A 14,809-nucleotide genomic window follows, 5' to 3' on the forward strand; every position below is an offset into this window, starting at 1 on the left:
AAGCGGCGTCCGCCTCAAGGAATCCGCAAAGTCATGCCAAGCTTGAGGGCGTCGGGGCTTTTGAGCTGGTCGCGGTTGGCCTCGTATATGCGGCTCCAGTGCTCGCTGCCGCCGTAATATTTTCTCGCAATCGACGAAAGCGTTTCACCCGCCGCGATTGTGTGCGTGCGCGTTTCCGGGGCCGCTGTTGTTCCGCTTGCGACCACGGTCTGCGAGTCCGGCTGCGCGGATGCCTCGGGTTGCGGCTGCGCCGGACGAGAGGGGGCGCGGGCGGGCGGCGCGGTTGCCGGGCGGGACTGCGCCTGCGTTTGCGTGATCAATGCGATCTGCGTTTTCAGCCGCACGTTTTCCCCCGCGACATCGGCCGACTGGAGCTGCAATTGCTTGAAATTTTCTTGGGCAACGGCCAGCTGCCTGGCGGCTTCCTTGGCGGCTTCCCTGTCGTCCGCGGCGAGTTTTTCCGCCTCCGCAAATTTCGTCTCGAACTCGGCCAGCTGCGCGGTGAGCGCCGCGTTCTTTTCCCCGGCGACGTCGAACTGTTTTTGCAGCCCGTCGAGTTCCTCCTGCTTGAGCTGTTGGGCTCGCGATGATGCCGCGAGTTTTTCCTCCGCGTCCGCGATTTGTTTGCGAAGCTCGTCCGCGGCGGCGGTGGATGCCGCCGTGTCGTCGGCGATTTGTTTTTCCAACGCAGTCACGCGCTGGGTGAGTTCGTCGCGCGCCTTGGTGGCTTCGGCAAGAGCGGTCTCGGTTTCCTCGAGCTTGGTTTCCGCTTTTGCAAGCCGGTCCTGAAGCGCGTCGCGCGCGCCGAGCACATCGCCGTGCTCGCGAACGGTGCTTTCATTTTTGGCGGACAGCTCGGCAATGCGGGCGGTGAGTGTCGCGATTTCCGCCTTTGCCCCGGCCGTTTCTTTTTGGGCTGCGGCCAGGCTTTCCTCCGCCGCCTCAACAGTCTTTGCGTGCCTGGCCGCGTCCTCGCCAAGCTGCGTGTTGAGGCGCTGGTTTTCGGCGTGGAGCGCCTGGATTTGTTCGCCCAGCGCAATCGCGCCCTGGCGCGCCGCGGCGAGGTCGATGCGCAGCGTGCTCATCTCCTTCCTCGCCGAGGACAGCTTTGCGTTCGCGTCCTCAATGGCCTGGTTGCTTTGGACGATGGCGCCTGTTGCGGTTTCCTTTTCGGCGGTCAGTTTTTCGATCTGCAATTTGAGCGAGTCGATTGTGAGGCGCGCCGATTTCAACTCGGTCGAAATGGCGGTGACGTTTTCGTCCGCCTTGTCCTTGTCCTGCGCGGCGAGTTGCGCGGCGGCGAGTTTTTGGATGAGAATGTTGCGTTCGTTTTCGCGGTTGATCGCGGCCCGCTTCAACTCGGCGTTTTCGCGGCGAAGCGATTCGATGGTTTCGTTCAACCCGGCTTGCGCGAGCTCGTTTTCCTTGGCGGTCTTTCGTATTTCGCCCTTCAACTTCGCCATCTCGATGCGCAGTTCGAGATCCGTCTCCGGGATTGTGGTGAGCTCCACGACGGGCTGGATCGGGCTGGAGGATGCTTTGGCGGTTTCAGCCGCCGGGCTTATCGGACTGACCGGCGAGCCGTCTTGCGCGCACAGCGGCGCGGTGGTTGCGGACAAGAGGAAAACAGTCAGCGCGCAGGCAAAAATAAGGGACGGTAGGCGTGTCATAATGGATTTCGAAGCGTGGTGTCGTGGCTTCAAACGATGAGGAATCGAGAGACACTGAAGGCAAAACGCGCGCCATCTCAATTTTTTTATGACAGCCAACCGTGTTTTGCGCAACTCACGCGCCCGGACCGCGCAGGAGCACTTTGCCGTTGCGTCCGTAGCCGCCGGCGCGGGCGAGCGCCCCGGCGTATTGGTTTATCGGATACACGGAATCGACCGCCATCTTGAGCGAGCCGTCGCGCAGGCGCGCATACACGGCGTCCAGCACGGCTTGCAACGCGCCGGGGTTCGCCGAGCGCGCCCAGCGGTCCATCCAAAATCCCCGCAGCGCCACGTTTTTGAAAATGAACTCGCGCGTGGGAAAACGAATCGCGTCGCCCGTCATGCCGCCGAAGGTGACGAGCTGGCCGTCCTGGCCGAGCGAGCGGGTGAGAGTGATCGCGCTCATGCCGCCGATGCTGTTGAGCGCGAGACGCGGCGCGGCGCCGCCAAGTTGCGGCATCACGGCCTTGAGCGCCTTGTCGTCGTCGGCCACAACGACATCCGCGCCCATTGCGCGGAGGTTCGCCTCGTGTTTTTCGGGCGAACGAACAAGGCAGGCCGTCCGCAGGCCGAGCGAACGCGCAAACTGGATCACACACTCGCCCACGGCGGAGTTGGAGGCGTTTTGAATAATCCAGTCCCCTGGCTTCAGGTTCACAAACTCGTGCAGCAACAACCAGGCGGTCGGCGGATTGATAAACGCCATCGCCGCCTGTTCCGCGGGCAGGTCGGACGGGACGGACATCAGGTCGTCCGCGCGCGCGACGATTGCCTCGCGCCACACGCCCGAATCCTCGGGCATGCGCACACGGTCGCCGATTTTAAATTTTGTCACGTCCGCGCCGAGCTTGGCGACGCGGCCCACGCCCTCGCGTCCGGCGACGGCGGGCAGCGCGCGCAGGCGCCCGTAGGTGCCGCCGATCATTCCGAGGTCGGACGGATGAATGACGGCCGCCTCCATGAGCACGAGCACTTCGCCGGCGGCGGGTTCGCGCGCGTCGTCGGAAACCGCCTCGTATTTCAAGACCTCATCGGGTTTGCCGGTGGCGTGGTAACGAACCGCGTGTGGCGCGGCGGGAATTGCATGGTTTGTGTTCATTGGAATTTCTTTCGATTTACGCCGCGAGGCCCGCCGCGAGCGCGAGCGCGCTGCGGGCGCGGTTCAATATATAAAGGTGGTAGCCGGGCGCGTTGTTTGCGAGCAGGCCGCGGATTTGCGTGAGCGCCCAATCAATGCCGATCATCTCGGAGGTGTCGGCGTCGTCGTGCGCAGCCTCGAGGCGTTTGATGAGCACGGGCGGCAGATACGCGGAGCTCAGTTGCGTGATGCGTTGCACTTGTTTCAGCGAAAGCACGGGCATGATTCCGGGGACGATGGGCACGGTGACGCCGCGCGCGTGACATTTTTCCACGAAGCGGTAATACACGGTGTTGTCGAAGAAAAGCTGCGTGGTGATGAACGACGCGCCGGCGTCAACCTTGCGCTTCAAGTTGTCCAAATCGACGTCCTCGTTGGGCGCCTCGGGATGCTTTTCCGGATAACCGCCGACGCCGAGACAAAGGTCCGCGTGGCGCGCCTTGAGCAGGGCGACGAGTTCGTTCGCATAACGCAGGCCGTTCGGCGCGGGCTTGAACTCGGCCGAGCCCTTCGGCGGGTCGCCGCGCAGCGCCATGATGTTCCTGAAACCGTTTTCGTAAATCTGGTCGGCAAGTTCGTTCAGCTCGTCGCGCGAATGTCCGACGCAGGTGAGATGCGGCATCACCGTGAGGCCGAAGTCGCTTTTCAGCATTGCGCTGACTTGCGTGGTGCGCTCGCGCGTGCTGCCGCCCGCCCCGTAGGTCACGGAGACAAAATCCGGATTGATGCGTCGAAGCGCCTCGGCGGCGGCGCGCAGGTTCGCGACCCCCGCGTCATCGCGAGGCGGGAAAAACTCAAGGGATCGCAACGGACGTTTTTGCGCGAAGAGCTCGGATATGGGACGGTTTGCGGTCATTGAAAAAAATTAAGAATTAATGATTAAGAATTAAGAAACCAGCATTGGGAAACCTGAAATGCGCGATGGATTCGCATCGGGCGCGCGGCGTGTCGCCCCCCAAGCCCCGGCTCATTTCACCAAATCGAAAACGGGAATCACCATTGGCTCCTCGCGCTGGCCCCTGACGAAAGTGCAGGTGATCTCGTCGGACTCGCGCACGAGCTTGTCGTAGCGCTGCAGCTGCCATGCGGACACATGCTCGCCGTTGATGCGCGCGACGATGTCGCCCGCCTGCACACCCGCGTCCTCCGCGGGCGAGCCGGGCACGACTGACAGCACGCGCCAGTAGGCCGGCGTTTTGGCGAAGGAGAGGCCGGCGCTGCGTTGCGAGCCCATTTCGAGGGGGGCGTCCGTGCTCCGTTGAAACGTCACCGTGCCGAGCTTGGAGTCAAAAACGAGGCAGTAGTTTTTCAGGATTTCACCGCCGATTGCCGAGAGCTGGTCGGTGATGTCGACGATCGGTTGCTCGACCTTGCACTCGCCGATGCGCAGCGGCGTGGAGAGCCGGCCGATTTCCTGCACGCGGTCGCCAAGGATCGTGCCGATTGTCGCGCCCGTCCGCGGCGGCTGCGAAAACTCGGGCGAGAGACCGAGCGGGTTGAGGACGAGCGCGCCGTCGCTTCCGGAGTCGATCAGCGCGCTGAATGTCTCGCCGCCAACGCTCACGGGGATGATCGGCGCGCGGATTTCGTTGTTGAACTTGACCGTGACGCCGGGAACCGAGCGAACCGCCGAGCGGCGGCTGATAATCAGGCGCGACTGCGGATAATCCAGCGAGAAAACCGTGTCGCGGAAAAGCGGAAAGCCGATGATGCCGTCAATCCTCATGCCGAAGTGCGCGGAGAGTTCCGAGCAGTCGTAAATGAGCACGGGCACGTTGGAGAACATCGCGTCGCCGAGCTTGATGATACGCACGTTTGCGGGCGGAAGTTTTTGCACGCGGCCGCTGGCCGTGCGCACGTTGATCGAGCGCGCGCTGGCGCCGTCCTTTTTTTCCGCCGGGTAGCGTTTCACATAGTCGGGCGAGAGCAGCGTCACCGACGAACCGGTGTCCACGATGAAACGCCAGGGGCCGTGCTTGTCCCACTTCGCCTCGACGATAAAATAGTTGGCCTCGATGCGCGCCGGTATGGTGGTCACCGGCTCCGCAAGGCGCGTGTGGCCGGGACGCGACTCGCGCTTGTAGAAATGCAACAGGTGCCGCTGCACGCTCGAACACCCCGCCGAGAAAACCACCATGAGCGCCACGCACAACAGCGCCGCGGCGTGGCCGGGGCGCGGAGCCGGATGTTTTTGGGCGGTGCGCGAAATCATGCGGGCGGGTTATTTTTCAGGTTCTGGAAGCCGTTGACTAAACCCCCAAGCGACCGCGGCAAGCAAGGCCGCAATTGCATATAATGCGCGCGCGCCCGCGGTGAAAAAGATCACGCCCGCAACGACGGGGGCGACCGCGCGCGCCAGCGATCCCAGCGAGCGAAAAATGCCGAGCACCCGGCCTTGCTCAAGCACGCCCGCGTAAAGCGAAATCAGCCCGCTCGTGGACGGGTTGACGAGCCCGCCGCCGAGCGCGAGCAACGCCACGCCCGCGTAAAGCAGGGCGGGAGCCGGAGCGAACCCGATTGTCAGAAACCCGAGCGCCGAGCAAACCAGCCCGCAAGAAAGCACGGTGGTCTCGCGCAGGCGTTTGTAGAGGCGGCGCACGATCAATCCCTGGGTGAGGATCGAGCAGAGTCCGAGAAAGCCCATCAGCACGCCGTTCTCATACGCCGTGTAGCCGAAGCGCTCCGCGCCCAAAAACACAAGCGAGGTTTCCATCGCCACAAACGCCAGCGAATGCGTGAACGAGACGAGGTTCACCCGGCGCACCGGCGCGTTGTCGAGCGAAAGAATCTCGCGAAGGGGATTTCGCAGGCGCCAGCCCCCCGCTTGCGCGCGCGCCCCGGGCGGAAGCGTTTCGCGAAAGCGGGCGTTGATCCAAACGAGGTTCACCAGCGCAAGGCCGAGCGCGACGAGCGCCGGCATGGAAAACGGATTTATCCCCAGCGCGACGAGCTCCGGCCAGAGCGCCGGCAAGTCGATACGAGCGGAAAACGCGCCAACAAGCGGCCCCGTGACAAGGCCAAGCCCGAACGCCGCGCCGACATAACCCATCGACTTCGCCCGTTCCCCGCGCGTGGTCACATCGGCGACCGCGGCGGTGGCGACGGAAAGATTTCCGCCAAACACACCGGCAAGCACGCGCGACGCCAGAAACAGCCAGAACGATCCGCTGAAAGCCCAGAGTAGATAACTCGCCGCCGTGCCGAGCACCGTGAGGCGAAGCACATTGCGCCGCCCGATCCTGTCGGAAAGACCTCCCCACAACGGCGCGGAAACAAACTGAAGCACGGCAAACACCGAGCTCACCACGCCGCCAAAAAGCACCTCGGGCAGATGCGCGCCGCCGCCGAGTGCGCCTGCGATTGTGTTGAGCTGCGCGAGCATCCAGCCGAGCGCGCCGCCGGAGCCGTGAATCAAGAGATAGTGCTTGAGCAGGTCGGGAGTAAGCGGAAACAGAATCGAAAACCCGGCGAGGTCTATGTAGAGCGTGAGGAAAATCACCCCGAGCGAAAGCGGGCGCGCGGACTTTTGGCTGGAGTCGTTGGAGATGGCCACGATGGTTTTTTCTACCCTGGTTTCCGGCCTGATTTTCCGGCGCTTGTCCGAAAACATTTACCGGGAAGGCCGCGCAGCGGAATCAATCCCGCCTCGGCAGCGTTGAAATGGGATTTCGGATGCGCGCGATTGTCGCCGGGGGAAGATAACCCGCGAAGGCAACGGTCGGCATGACGAGCGCGCGCCTGCCCATGATCACGCCGGGTTGCAAAACGGCGTTGCAGCCAACCTCCGCATCCTCGCCGAGAAGCGCGCCGAGCTTGCGCAAGCCGGTGTCGGCGACGCCATCGGGCGTTCGCACCGTCACGGTTTTTTTGTCGAGACGCAGGTTCGAGAGGACGACGCCCGCGCCGAGATGCGCGCGATTGCCGAGGATGGAATCACCGACATAGCTGAAATGCGGCACCTGCACGCCATCCATCAACAGGCAGTTTTTGAACTCGCACGAATTGCCGGCCACACAATTGGCGCCGATAATGACATTGCCCCGGATGAACGCGCCGGGACGGATTTCGGTGCCGGGACCGATCCACGCCGGGCCGATAATCGTGGCGTGCGCGGGGAGTTTTACGCCCGCCCCGATGACCACCCCGCCCTCGATATGCACGCCGGGCGGGACTGGCGGAAGCGGACTTTGAGGCGCGGCGGCAAGAACCGCCTCGAGCGCCGGGCCGATCGCATCAAGCCATGTCCACGGGGCGGCGGCGGCGGGAAAATGCGGTGCGAACGCGCCGAGCGATTCCGGCAGGTCGTAGAGGTCGGAGGCTTTCATTTGTGTGAAACTATAAACCCGGGGCTTGTTGCGCCGCTAGACATAAATTCCCCCGCCGAGGAGTCGCTCGCCGTCGTAGAGCGCGAGCACCTGGCCCGAGGCGAGCGCGCGTTGCGGTTCGCGAAAACGAACGGTCGCGCTGCCGCCGCTTGTGTTTTCCGGGTCGGGAATGAATTCCATGTGCACGCGCGGATCGCGATAACGCACGCGACCCTCGATCAAACACGGCGCGGTGACCGGCTCCCCCACCCAGCTCAACGAATGCACCCGCACTTCGCTCGTGAAAAGCCCCGGCGCGTCCGGCGCGTCGAAGGCGACGAGCAGCGCGCGATCAGCGGCGCGTTTGCCAACGACAACGTATTTTTGGAAATCCGCGTTCGAGGGGACGCCGATGCCCCGGCGCTGCCCGATCGTGTAATAATGCAAACCGCGATGCCGGCCGAGCACCTGCCCGTCGGTCGCGCGCACAATCGGGCCGGGCTCGTCGGGCACGTATTGGCGCAGAAAATCCTGCATTTTCACCTCGCCGATAAAACAAATGCCCTGGCTGTCCTTTTTCGCGGCGGTGGCGAGGCCGGCCTCGGTGGCGAGCCTGCGCAGCTCGGGCTTGGGCAGGTGCCCGATGGGAAAACGCGCCGCGCGCAACTGCTCCTGGTTGATCAGCGCGAGAAAATACGACTGGTCCTTGTTTTTGTCCGCGCCCTCGACCAGCGAAAACGCGCCGCCGGGGCTTTCGACGCGCCGCGCGTAGTGCCCGGTCGCGACGGCGTCGAAACCGTGGTCGCGCGCCCACGCCAGGAACACGCCAAACTTGATCTCGCGGTTGCACATCACGTCGGGATTCGGCGTGATGCCGCGCTTGTATCCATCCAGCAAATACGCAACCACGCGCTCGCTGTATTCCCGCATCAAGTTGACCACGCGGAACTCTATGCCGATTTTTTCAGCGACCGCGCGCGCGTCCTCGATGTCCCGCTGCCACGGGCAGTCGCCCACGATATTGTCCTCGTTGATCCAGTTTTTCATATACGCGCCCGCGATGTCGAAGCCCTGCTGCTTGAGCACGAGCGCGGCGACGGAGCTGTCCACTCCGCCCGACATGGCAACAAGGATTTTTTCGCGCGATTGCGGCATGGCAATAGCAGGCGCGCGCGGGGGGCGGTTTGTCAACAACGCGCGCACCGTCAATGCGCCGCGCGCGGACGGTTTTTTCGCAACTGCCGCGACAATTTAATACGTTTCTGAATAACCCCCATGCGCAAACGCTTATATTTCGGGCCTGAAATTGCAGGTTTGAGTTTAGTGTTTGGAGTTTCGAATAATTTGGCGTTACCAAATTTCCATGCACAACTCACACGAAACGCCAAACGCCAAGTCCCACGGCGCCCCGGACGCGCCCGTTTACATGGGGCTGCCCGATTTTCATGTGCTGCTGCCGCGTTTCTACGTGGCGCTCGTGCTCACAATCCCGCTGCTCGTCCTCTCAATGGGCGAGATGATCGCCCCCGCGTTTTTCCAGGAGCTCTTCGCGCGCCTCTCGATCACCCCGAGCACCAACGCATGGCTTCAGTTCGCGCTCGCCACGCCCGTGTTTTTCTGGAGCGGCAAGTATTTCATCCGCCGCTGGTGGTATTCCATCCGCGAGCGCGACACGAACATGTTCACGCTCACCGTCACCGGCACCGGCGCGGCATGGCTTTACAGCACCGTGGCGCTCCTGCTCGGCGACCACTTCCCCGAGTCCATACGCGGCCCGCACGGACTCCCGCTCTACTTCGAATCCACCGCCGTCATCACCACGCTCGTCCTCTTCGGGCAAATCATCGAGCAGCAGGCGCACTCGCGCACCGACGCCGCCATCCGCGCGCTCATGGCGCTCGCGCCCTCGGTCGCCCGCCGCGTCAACCCCGACGGCACCGAGCAGGACGTGCCCATCGAGGACATCCACCCGGGCGACATCCTCCGCGTGCGCCCCGGCGAAAGAATCCCCGTCGACGGTGAAATCACCTCCGGCGAAAGCCCCGTCAACGAGGCCATGCTCACCGGCGAGGCGATTCCCGTGGACAAACACGCAGGCGATTCCGTCTCGGCGGGCACGCTCAACACCACCGGCACGTTCACGCTCCGCTCCACGCGCGTGGGCGGCGAGACGCTCCTCGCGCACATCATCCGCCTCGTCGAGGAGGCGCAGGAAAGCGAGCCCCCCATCGCGCGCCTCGCCGACCGCGTCTCCGCGATTTTTGTCCCGATCGTGCTCGGCGTCTCCGCGCTCACCTTCGCACTCTGGCTCGTCCTCGGCCCGTCGCCCTCCTTCGTCCACGCGCTCCTCAACGCCGTCGCCGTGCTCATCATCGCCTGCCCCTGCGCGCTCGGCCTCGCCACGCCCGTCGCCATCGTCACCGGCATCGGACGCGGCGCGCAAGCCGGCGTGCTCGTGAAAAGCGCCGCCGCGCTCGAGCGCCTTTCCTCCGCGCGCACGCTTCTTATCGACAAAACCGGCACGCTCACCACAGGCCGCCCCACCCTCACCGCGCTCGCCCCCGACCCCGGTTGCGAGCTCCCGGAAAACGAGCTCCTCGCATTCGCCGCCGCCGCCGAGTCGCACAGCGAGCATCCCCTGGCCCTCGCCGTGCTCGCCGCCGCGCGCGCGCGCGGCCTCGGCATCCCGCCCGCCGAAAACTTCGCCGCCATGCCCGGCCTCGGCGTCGCCGCCACTGTATCCGGAAAGCAAATACAAATCACCCGCGCCGAGCGCCACAAGGAGCGCGACACCGACACGCTCGCCGCGCTTTCAATCGACGGCAGGCATGCCGCCACGCTCGCCTTCACCGACACGCTCAAGCCCACCACACCCGCCGCCATCGCCGAGCTCCAGGCGGCCGGCCTCCGCATCGTGATCGCCTCCGGCGACCGTCCCGCCGCCGTCCGCGCCGTGGCCGAGCAGCTTCACCTCCCGCCAATCGACATTCACGCCGGCGCCACGCCCGCATCCAAGCAACAACTCGTGCGAGACCACCAGGCCCACGGCGAGACGGTTATTTTTGCCGGTGACGGACTCAACGACGCCCCCGCGCTCGCCGCCGCCGACATCGGCATTGCGATGGGCGCGGGCACCGACGCGGCAATGGCCAGCGCCGGCATCGTCCTTGTCAAAAGCGACCTGCTTGCGATTTCCAAGGCCATACGCCTGAGCCGCGCCACGCTGCGCACGATCAAACAAAATCTTTTCTGGGCGTTTTTCTACAACGCGCTCGGCATCCCGCTTGCCGCCGGGCTTTTTTATCCGCTGTTCGGATGGACGCTCAACCCGATGTATGCCGGCGTGGCAATGAGTGTGAGCAGCCTCACCGTCGTCCTCAACGCCCTCCGTCTGCGCAGATTGAAATTGTCGTAACGCCGCGGCGCTAGACGGCTTGGGTGTCCGCCCCGCCGCCGTCTTCCAGCATTCGCACAAACTCCGCCTCGTCGATCACGGGCACGCCCAGCGACTCGGCCTTGGCGAGCTTTGAGCCGGCTTCCGCGCCCGCGAGCACGTAACTGGTTTTCTTGCTCACACTGCCGCTGACCTTGCCGCCGGCGGCCTCGATTTTCTCGGTCGCCTGCTCGCGCGTCATCGTTGGCAGCGTGCCCGTCAGCACAAACGTCTTTCCGGCGAACAGCGCGCTCGTGGCCGCGCTCCGTTCCGGCGGGGGCGTCGGGTTCACGCCCAGCGCGAGCAGCTCGCCGACCAGCATGCGGTTTTGCGGTTCGTTGAAATATTCGATAATCGCGAGCGCCATCGTTTCGCCAATGCCCTCAATCACCGTTTTCTTTTCCAGGATAAAATCCTCGTATTTCGATTTGGCGAGCGCGTCGAGGCTGCGGAAATTTTGCGCGAGATCCTTCGACGCCGACGCGCCGATGTGCGTGATGCCGAGCCCGTGGATGAAGCGCCACAAGTCCGCGCGCTTGCTCGTCTCGATGGCGGCGAGCAGGTTGTCGGTCGATTTTTCCACGCTCTTGCCGAGCGTCATCAGGTCGTCGCGACGCAGCCGGTAAAGGTCCGCCACGCTGCGCACCCAGCCCTTCTCGACAACCGTGTCCACCATCGCCTCGCCGAGGCCGTCGATGTCAACGCACGCCTTCGACGCGAAATGGCGCACGCGACGCCGCACCTGCACCGGGCACTCGTGGTTCGGGCAGCGCAACGCCACCTCGCCCTCAAGCTGCACGACGGGCGTTTCGCACACCGGGCATTTTTCCGGATACACATACGGCACGCATTCCGGCGCGCGCTTCGCGGTGTTCACGCCCACGACCGCGGGAATGATTTCGCCGGCTTTCTCAACGTAAACAAAATCGCCCACGCGGATGTCCTTGCGCGCAATTTCATCGCGATTGTGCAGGGTCGCGCGCTGCACCGTCGTGCCCGCCAGGTGCACCGGCTCGAGTTCCGCGACCGGGGTCAGCACGCCCGTGCGTCCGACTTGAATCGTGATCGCGTTCAGGCGCGTCTCGGCGCGCTCCGGCGCAAATTTGTATGCCATTGCCCAGCGCGGCGCCTTCGAGGTCGCGCCCGCCTCGCGCTGCAACGGAATCGAGTCGAGCTTCACCACGGCGCCGTCGGTCGCGTAGGCGAACTTTTCGCGCATCGTGTCTAGCTCGCGAATGGCGTCGCAAATTTCGTCGGCGTTTTTCACCACCCAGTATTTTTCCAGCGTCGGCAGTCCCCACGCGCGCACCTGTTCGTGCCAGTCGTGCTGCGCCGGTGGCAGCGCGGAGGCCGGTTCGCACGCGCCCAGGCCGTAGAGCACGATTTCCAGTTTGCGCTGCGCGACCTCGCGCGGGTCGAGTTGCTTGATCGTGCCGGCGGCGAGATTGCGCGGATTGGCGTAGAGCGGCTCGGCGGCTTCCTCGCGCAGTTTGTTGATGCGCTGAAACTCCGCGGTCGTCATGAAAATCTCGCCGCGAATCTCGATCAGGTCGGGCGGCTGCGAAAACAAATCGTCGCCCTTTTTCAGCGTGCGCGGGAGCGTTTTGATCGTGAGCGCGTTGGCCGTGATGTCGTCGCCCTCGACTCCGTTGCCGCGCGTCACGGCGCGCACGAGTTTTCCGTGCTCGTAAGTGACGCTCACCGCGAGGCCGTCGATTTTCGGCTCCACGACGTAAGCCAGTTCCTCGCGCCCGAGCAGTTTTTCCAGGCGCGCGCAAAACTCGCGCAGCTCGGTCTCCGAGTAGGTGTTGTCGAGGCTCATCATGCGCTCGCGGTGCGTGTGGGTGGCGAAGCCCTCCGTGCGGTCGTCCCCCACCCTTTCCGTCGGCGAGTCAGCGGACGCGTCTTGCGCACAATCCGGATGCGCATCCTCCAGCTCGGTGAGCGATTTTTTCAGGCGGTCGTATTCGACGTCGGAAATCTCCGGCTCGGCCTTGCGGTAATAAAGCTCGTCGTGATGCGCGATGTCCGCGCGAAGTTTTTTGATGCGTGCCCTGATCTCGTCGGGATTCATGGAAATTGGATTGTTCGAAACAAAACCCATGGCCGCAAAAAGGCGCAAGAAGCGCAAAGAAAATTTCCCGGCATTTTGGCGGGCGCTCCACCGCGACATTTCGTCAAAAACCAAGCACCCCTTGAATTCCGAATGTCACGGCGTGGTTGAATTGGAGCGTGCATTCGAGACCCAAGGTGGTGCTGCCGCCCGCAAAGGGTTTCGCCCTGATGCCCGCCTTGGGACCGGCAGAGAGCATATGATGAACTTTTGAGGTTTGGTTTTTATCGGAGCCATACCTATCCCAGCCGTGCTCAACCAGCACGCTTGCAAGCTGGGTTTCAACGCCGAGCGAAAAATGTTTGAAATGATATGACATGCCCGCGGCCGCGAGCGCTCCGAAACGAGCCTGCGAATAAACGAACGCGGCATTGCCGGGAAGCCGGTCGTCATTGGCGTTTTGATGGCGGTCGCGATTGTCGCCCAATAAAATGCCCGCGTCAAAATTGAGGGAAACGCAGTCCGAAAGGCGCGGCTGCCACCCCAGGGTGATCGACATAAAATGCTGCTTGTTTCCAATGTCGGTCGTGCCGGCGGAACCGGGAACATGGGCGTCGGGCAGGAATGAATCGTCGGGATGCGTGTTATGGGAAAAGGTGTGCTGCTTGAGGCTTATCATCCTGTATCCAAGCAGACCGGCCCTGAATTTTCCCTCCGGCGCCTGCGCGCGAAGCGGTTGTCCGAACAACGCAAACGCAGCCGCCAACACCAGCGGAAGGATGAGTATTTTGTTATTCATTGTGTTTTCTCCAAAGTGAAAAAGGCGGCGGGGCGAGGAGGAGACCCGTGCGCCATTCGACGCCAAAAGCGGGAACGCGCAAAGAATAAAACAAACGCCCAAAACGCGCAATGGCCGCCGCTCAATGATTTCTCAACACGCTGCGCGCATCAGAACACCCAACGCGCGCGCAGGCCGAAGCGCACGCGCTCCAGGTTGCGCCCGGAATCGTCGGAGTGCACATAATCGTAATCGCATGTCAGCGACGCGGACCATTTTTCCTTGAATGTGTAGGTGAGCGCGCCGCCGACTTTCAGGTTCGACTCGTCGATGTCGGGGATATTTGAGCGCCCGTTCAGTTGCGACGGCTGCCAGTCCGTCATGCACGAAACAATGAACCGCCTGTTCAGCGCATGCTGCACGTTCACGAAAAAATGATGCGTATACATGTCGGTGTAGCGAATCACGTTCGAGGATTCCTGCGCCGAAAACGTGTAACCGGCCGATATGAAACTCAAGTCGCTGTAGTCGTGCTTCACACCCAGCTCGACATAGGGCAGCGCCGAGTCGCCGCCATTGCGCCGGAACAGCGCCTCGATTCCTAGCCGCGCCGTGTAGGCCGTGCGCTTGGTCAGCGCGTAATCCGCGCCCGCGAACAAAAAGTGCGAGTCCTTGTTTTTCAACGAGCCGTGCTCGTCGTAGCGTATCGCCTTGTAACGATACTCCGCGGAAAACTGCAAATTTTCGCGGGAGAGCCGCACCGCCTCCACACCCACGAGATACTCCGCGCGGTCGAGGTCCTCGCTCAAATAATCGTTGTCGTAGCTCATGTGCATCGTGCGCGCCTTTCCCTTCAAACCGACGCGCTTGCTAATGTTGTAAGCCAGTTTTCCGTCGAGCTGGTTGTATTTGTAGGACTGGTCGGGATTGGCGACCCCGCCGCCGATTCCCGGCAGCAGAGACTCCGGGTTCTTCACGATTTGAAACGAGTCGCTGAGCTCGCCCTCGAGTCGCGGCGTGAACGCGTGCGCCACGCGCCCGCTGATCGAATGGCTCGCCAGCAATTTGTCGTCCGGCCTGTTCTCAAGGTAGTCCATCGACAACTGGTAACTCGCGGACAAAAATGTCTGCTGGCTCGCCGATATGTTTGCGACGATTGTCGGCTGCGCCTGAAACACGATGCTCTCGATCTCGCCCTTCGCCGCGCCAAAGATGTTCGAGTCGTAATAATATCCCGCGCTCAAGTATGCCGTCAGCAGGCGCCCTTGCTCCACTTCCGGAATCGGCGCGTAAACCGCGCGCGCGTAATTCGCCGCCAGCAACAGGCCGGCGCAGGCGATCAGGAGGGATGACAGTCGTTTCATCGGGATAAAAAAGAAACGGCACGCTAG

General features: G+C 63.0%; 11 protein-coding genes. 1 reads left to right on the plus strand and 10 read right to left on the minus strand.

Annotated elements, in window-relative coordinates; translation table 11 throughout:
• Positions 1–14: 14 nt before the first annotated feature.
• From M2447_RS01700 to mnmA, 7 genes are all read right to left on the minus strand, one after another.
• Positions 15–1,619 carry a LysM peptidoglycan-binding domain-containing protein gene (locus M2447_RS01700; protein ID WP_277557156.1) on the minus strand — a complete coding sequence of 535 codons (1,605 nt, stop codon included), beginning with the start codon at positions 1,617–1,619 and terminating at the stop codon, positions 15–17.
• A gap of 166 nt (positions 1,620–1,785) precedes the next feature.
• Positions 1,786–2,811, minus strand: coding sequence for a 2-enoyl thioester reductase domain-containing protein (locus tag M2447_RS01705; protein WP_277510386.1), 1,026 nt, complete (start codon positions 2,809–2,811; stop codon positions 1,786–1,788).
• A gap of 16 nt (positions 2,812–2,827) precedes the next feature.
• Positions 2,828–3,706 carry a methylenetetrahydrofolate reductase [NAD(P)H] gene (gene metF, locus M2447_RS01710; RefSeq protein WP_277557158.1) on the minus strand — a complete coding sequence of 293 codons (879 nt, stop codon included), beginning with the start codon at positions 3,704–3,706 and terminating at the stop codon, positions 2,828–2,830.
• Between the two features lie 111 nt (positions 3,707–3,817).
• Entirely contained in the window at positions 3,818–5,062 is a 1,245-nt protein-coding gene (locus M2447_RS01715; RefSeq protein WP_277557159.1) for an aspartyl protease family protein, read from the minus strand.
• A 9-nt stretch (positions 5,063–5,071) separates the two neighbouring features.
• On the minus strand, positions 5,072–6,403 hold the full coding sequence (locus M2447_RS01720; RefSeq protein WP_277557160.1) for an MFS transporter: 1,332 nt from the start codon (positions 6,401–6,403) through the stop codon (positions 5,072–5,074).
• An 82-nt stretch (positions 6,404–6,485) separates the two neighbouring features.
• A complete protein-coding gene (locus M2447_RS01725; protein WP_277557161.1) occupies positions 6,486–7,175 on the minus strand; it encodes a UDP-N-acetylglucosamine diphosphorylase in 690 nt (229 codons plus the stop codon).
• 36 nt (positions 7,176–7,211) lie between these two features.
• Entirely contained in the window at positions 7,212–8,309 is a 1,098-nt protein-coding gene (mnmA, locus tag M2447_RS01730) for a tRNA 2-thiouridine(34) synthase MnmA (RefSeq protein WP_277557162.1), read from the minus strand.
• A gap of 208 nt (positions 8,310–8,517) precedes the next feature.
• Between mnmA and M2447_RS01735 the strand changes: the two genes are divergently transcribed.
• Positions 8,518–10,569 (plus strand): copper-translocating P-type ATPase, encoded by a 2,052-nt coding sequence (locus tag M2447_RS01735; protein WP_277557163.1) that lies wholly within the window; start codon positions 8,518–8,520, stop codon positions 10,567–10,569.
• 10 nt (positions 10,570–10,579) lie between these two features.
• Here M2447_RS01735 and ligA read toward each other — a convergent pair whose 3' ends face one another.
• From ligA to M2447_RS01750, 3 genes are all read right to left on the minus strand, one after another.
• Complete coding sequence (gene ligA, locus M2447_RS01740) at positions 10,580–12,661, minus strand: NAD-dependent DNA ligase LigA (RefSeq protein ID WP_277557164.1); 2,082 nt, start codon at positions 12,659–12,661, stop codon at positions 10,580–10,582.
• 103 nt (positions 12,662–12,764) lie between these two features.
• The gene (locus M2447_RS01745) at positions 12,765–13,439 is read right to left on the minus strand and encodes a hypothetical protein (protein WP_277557165.1); all 675 of its coding nucleotides are present in this window, start codon (positions 13,437–13,439) and stop codon (positions 12,765–12,767) included.
• Between the two features lie 149 nt (positions 13,440–13,588).
• Complete coding sequence (locus M2447_RS01750; RefSeq protein ID WP_277557166.1) at positions 13,589–14,782, minus strand: hypothetical protein; 1,194 nt, start codon at positions 14,780–14,782, stop codon at positions 13,589–13,591.
• Positions 14,783–14,809: the final 27 nt, after the last annotated feature.

Source organism: Ereboglobus sp. PH5-10, assembly GCF_029504735.1.
Lineage (GTDB): Bacteria > Verrucomicrobiota > Verrucomicrobiia > Opitutales > Opitutaceae > Ereboglobus.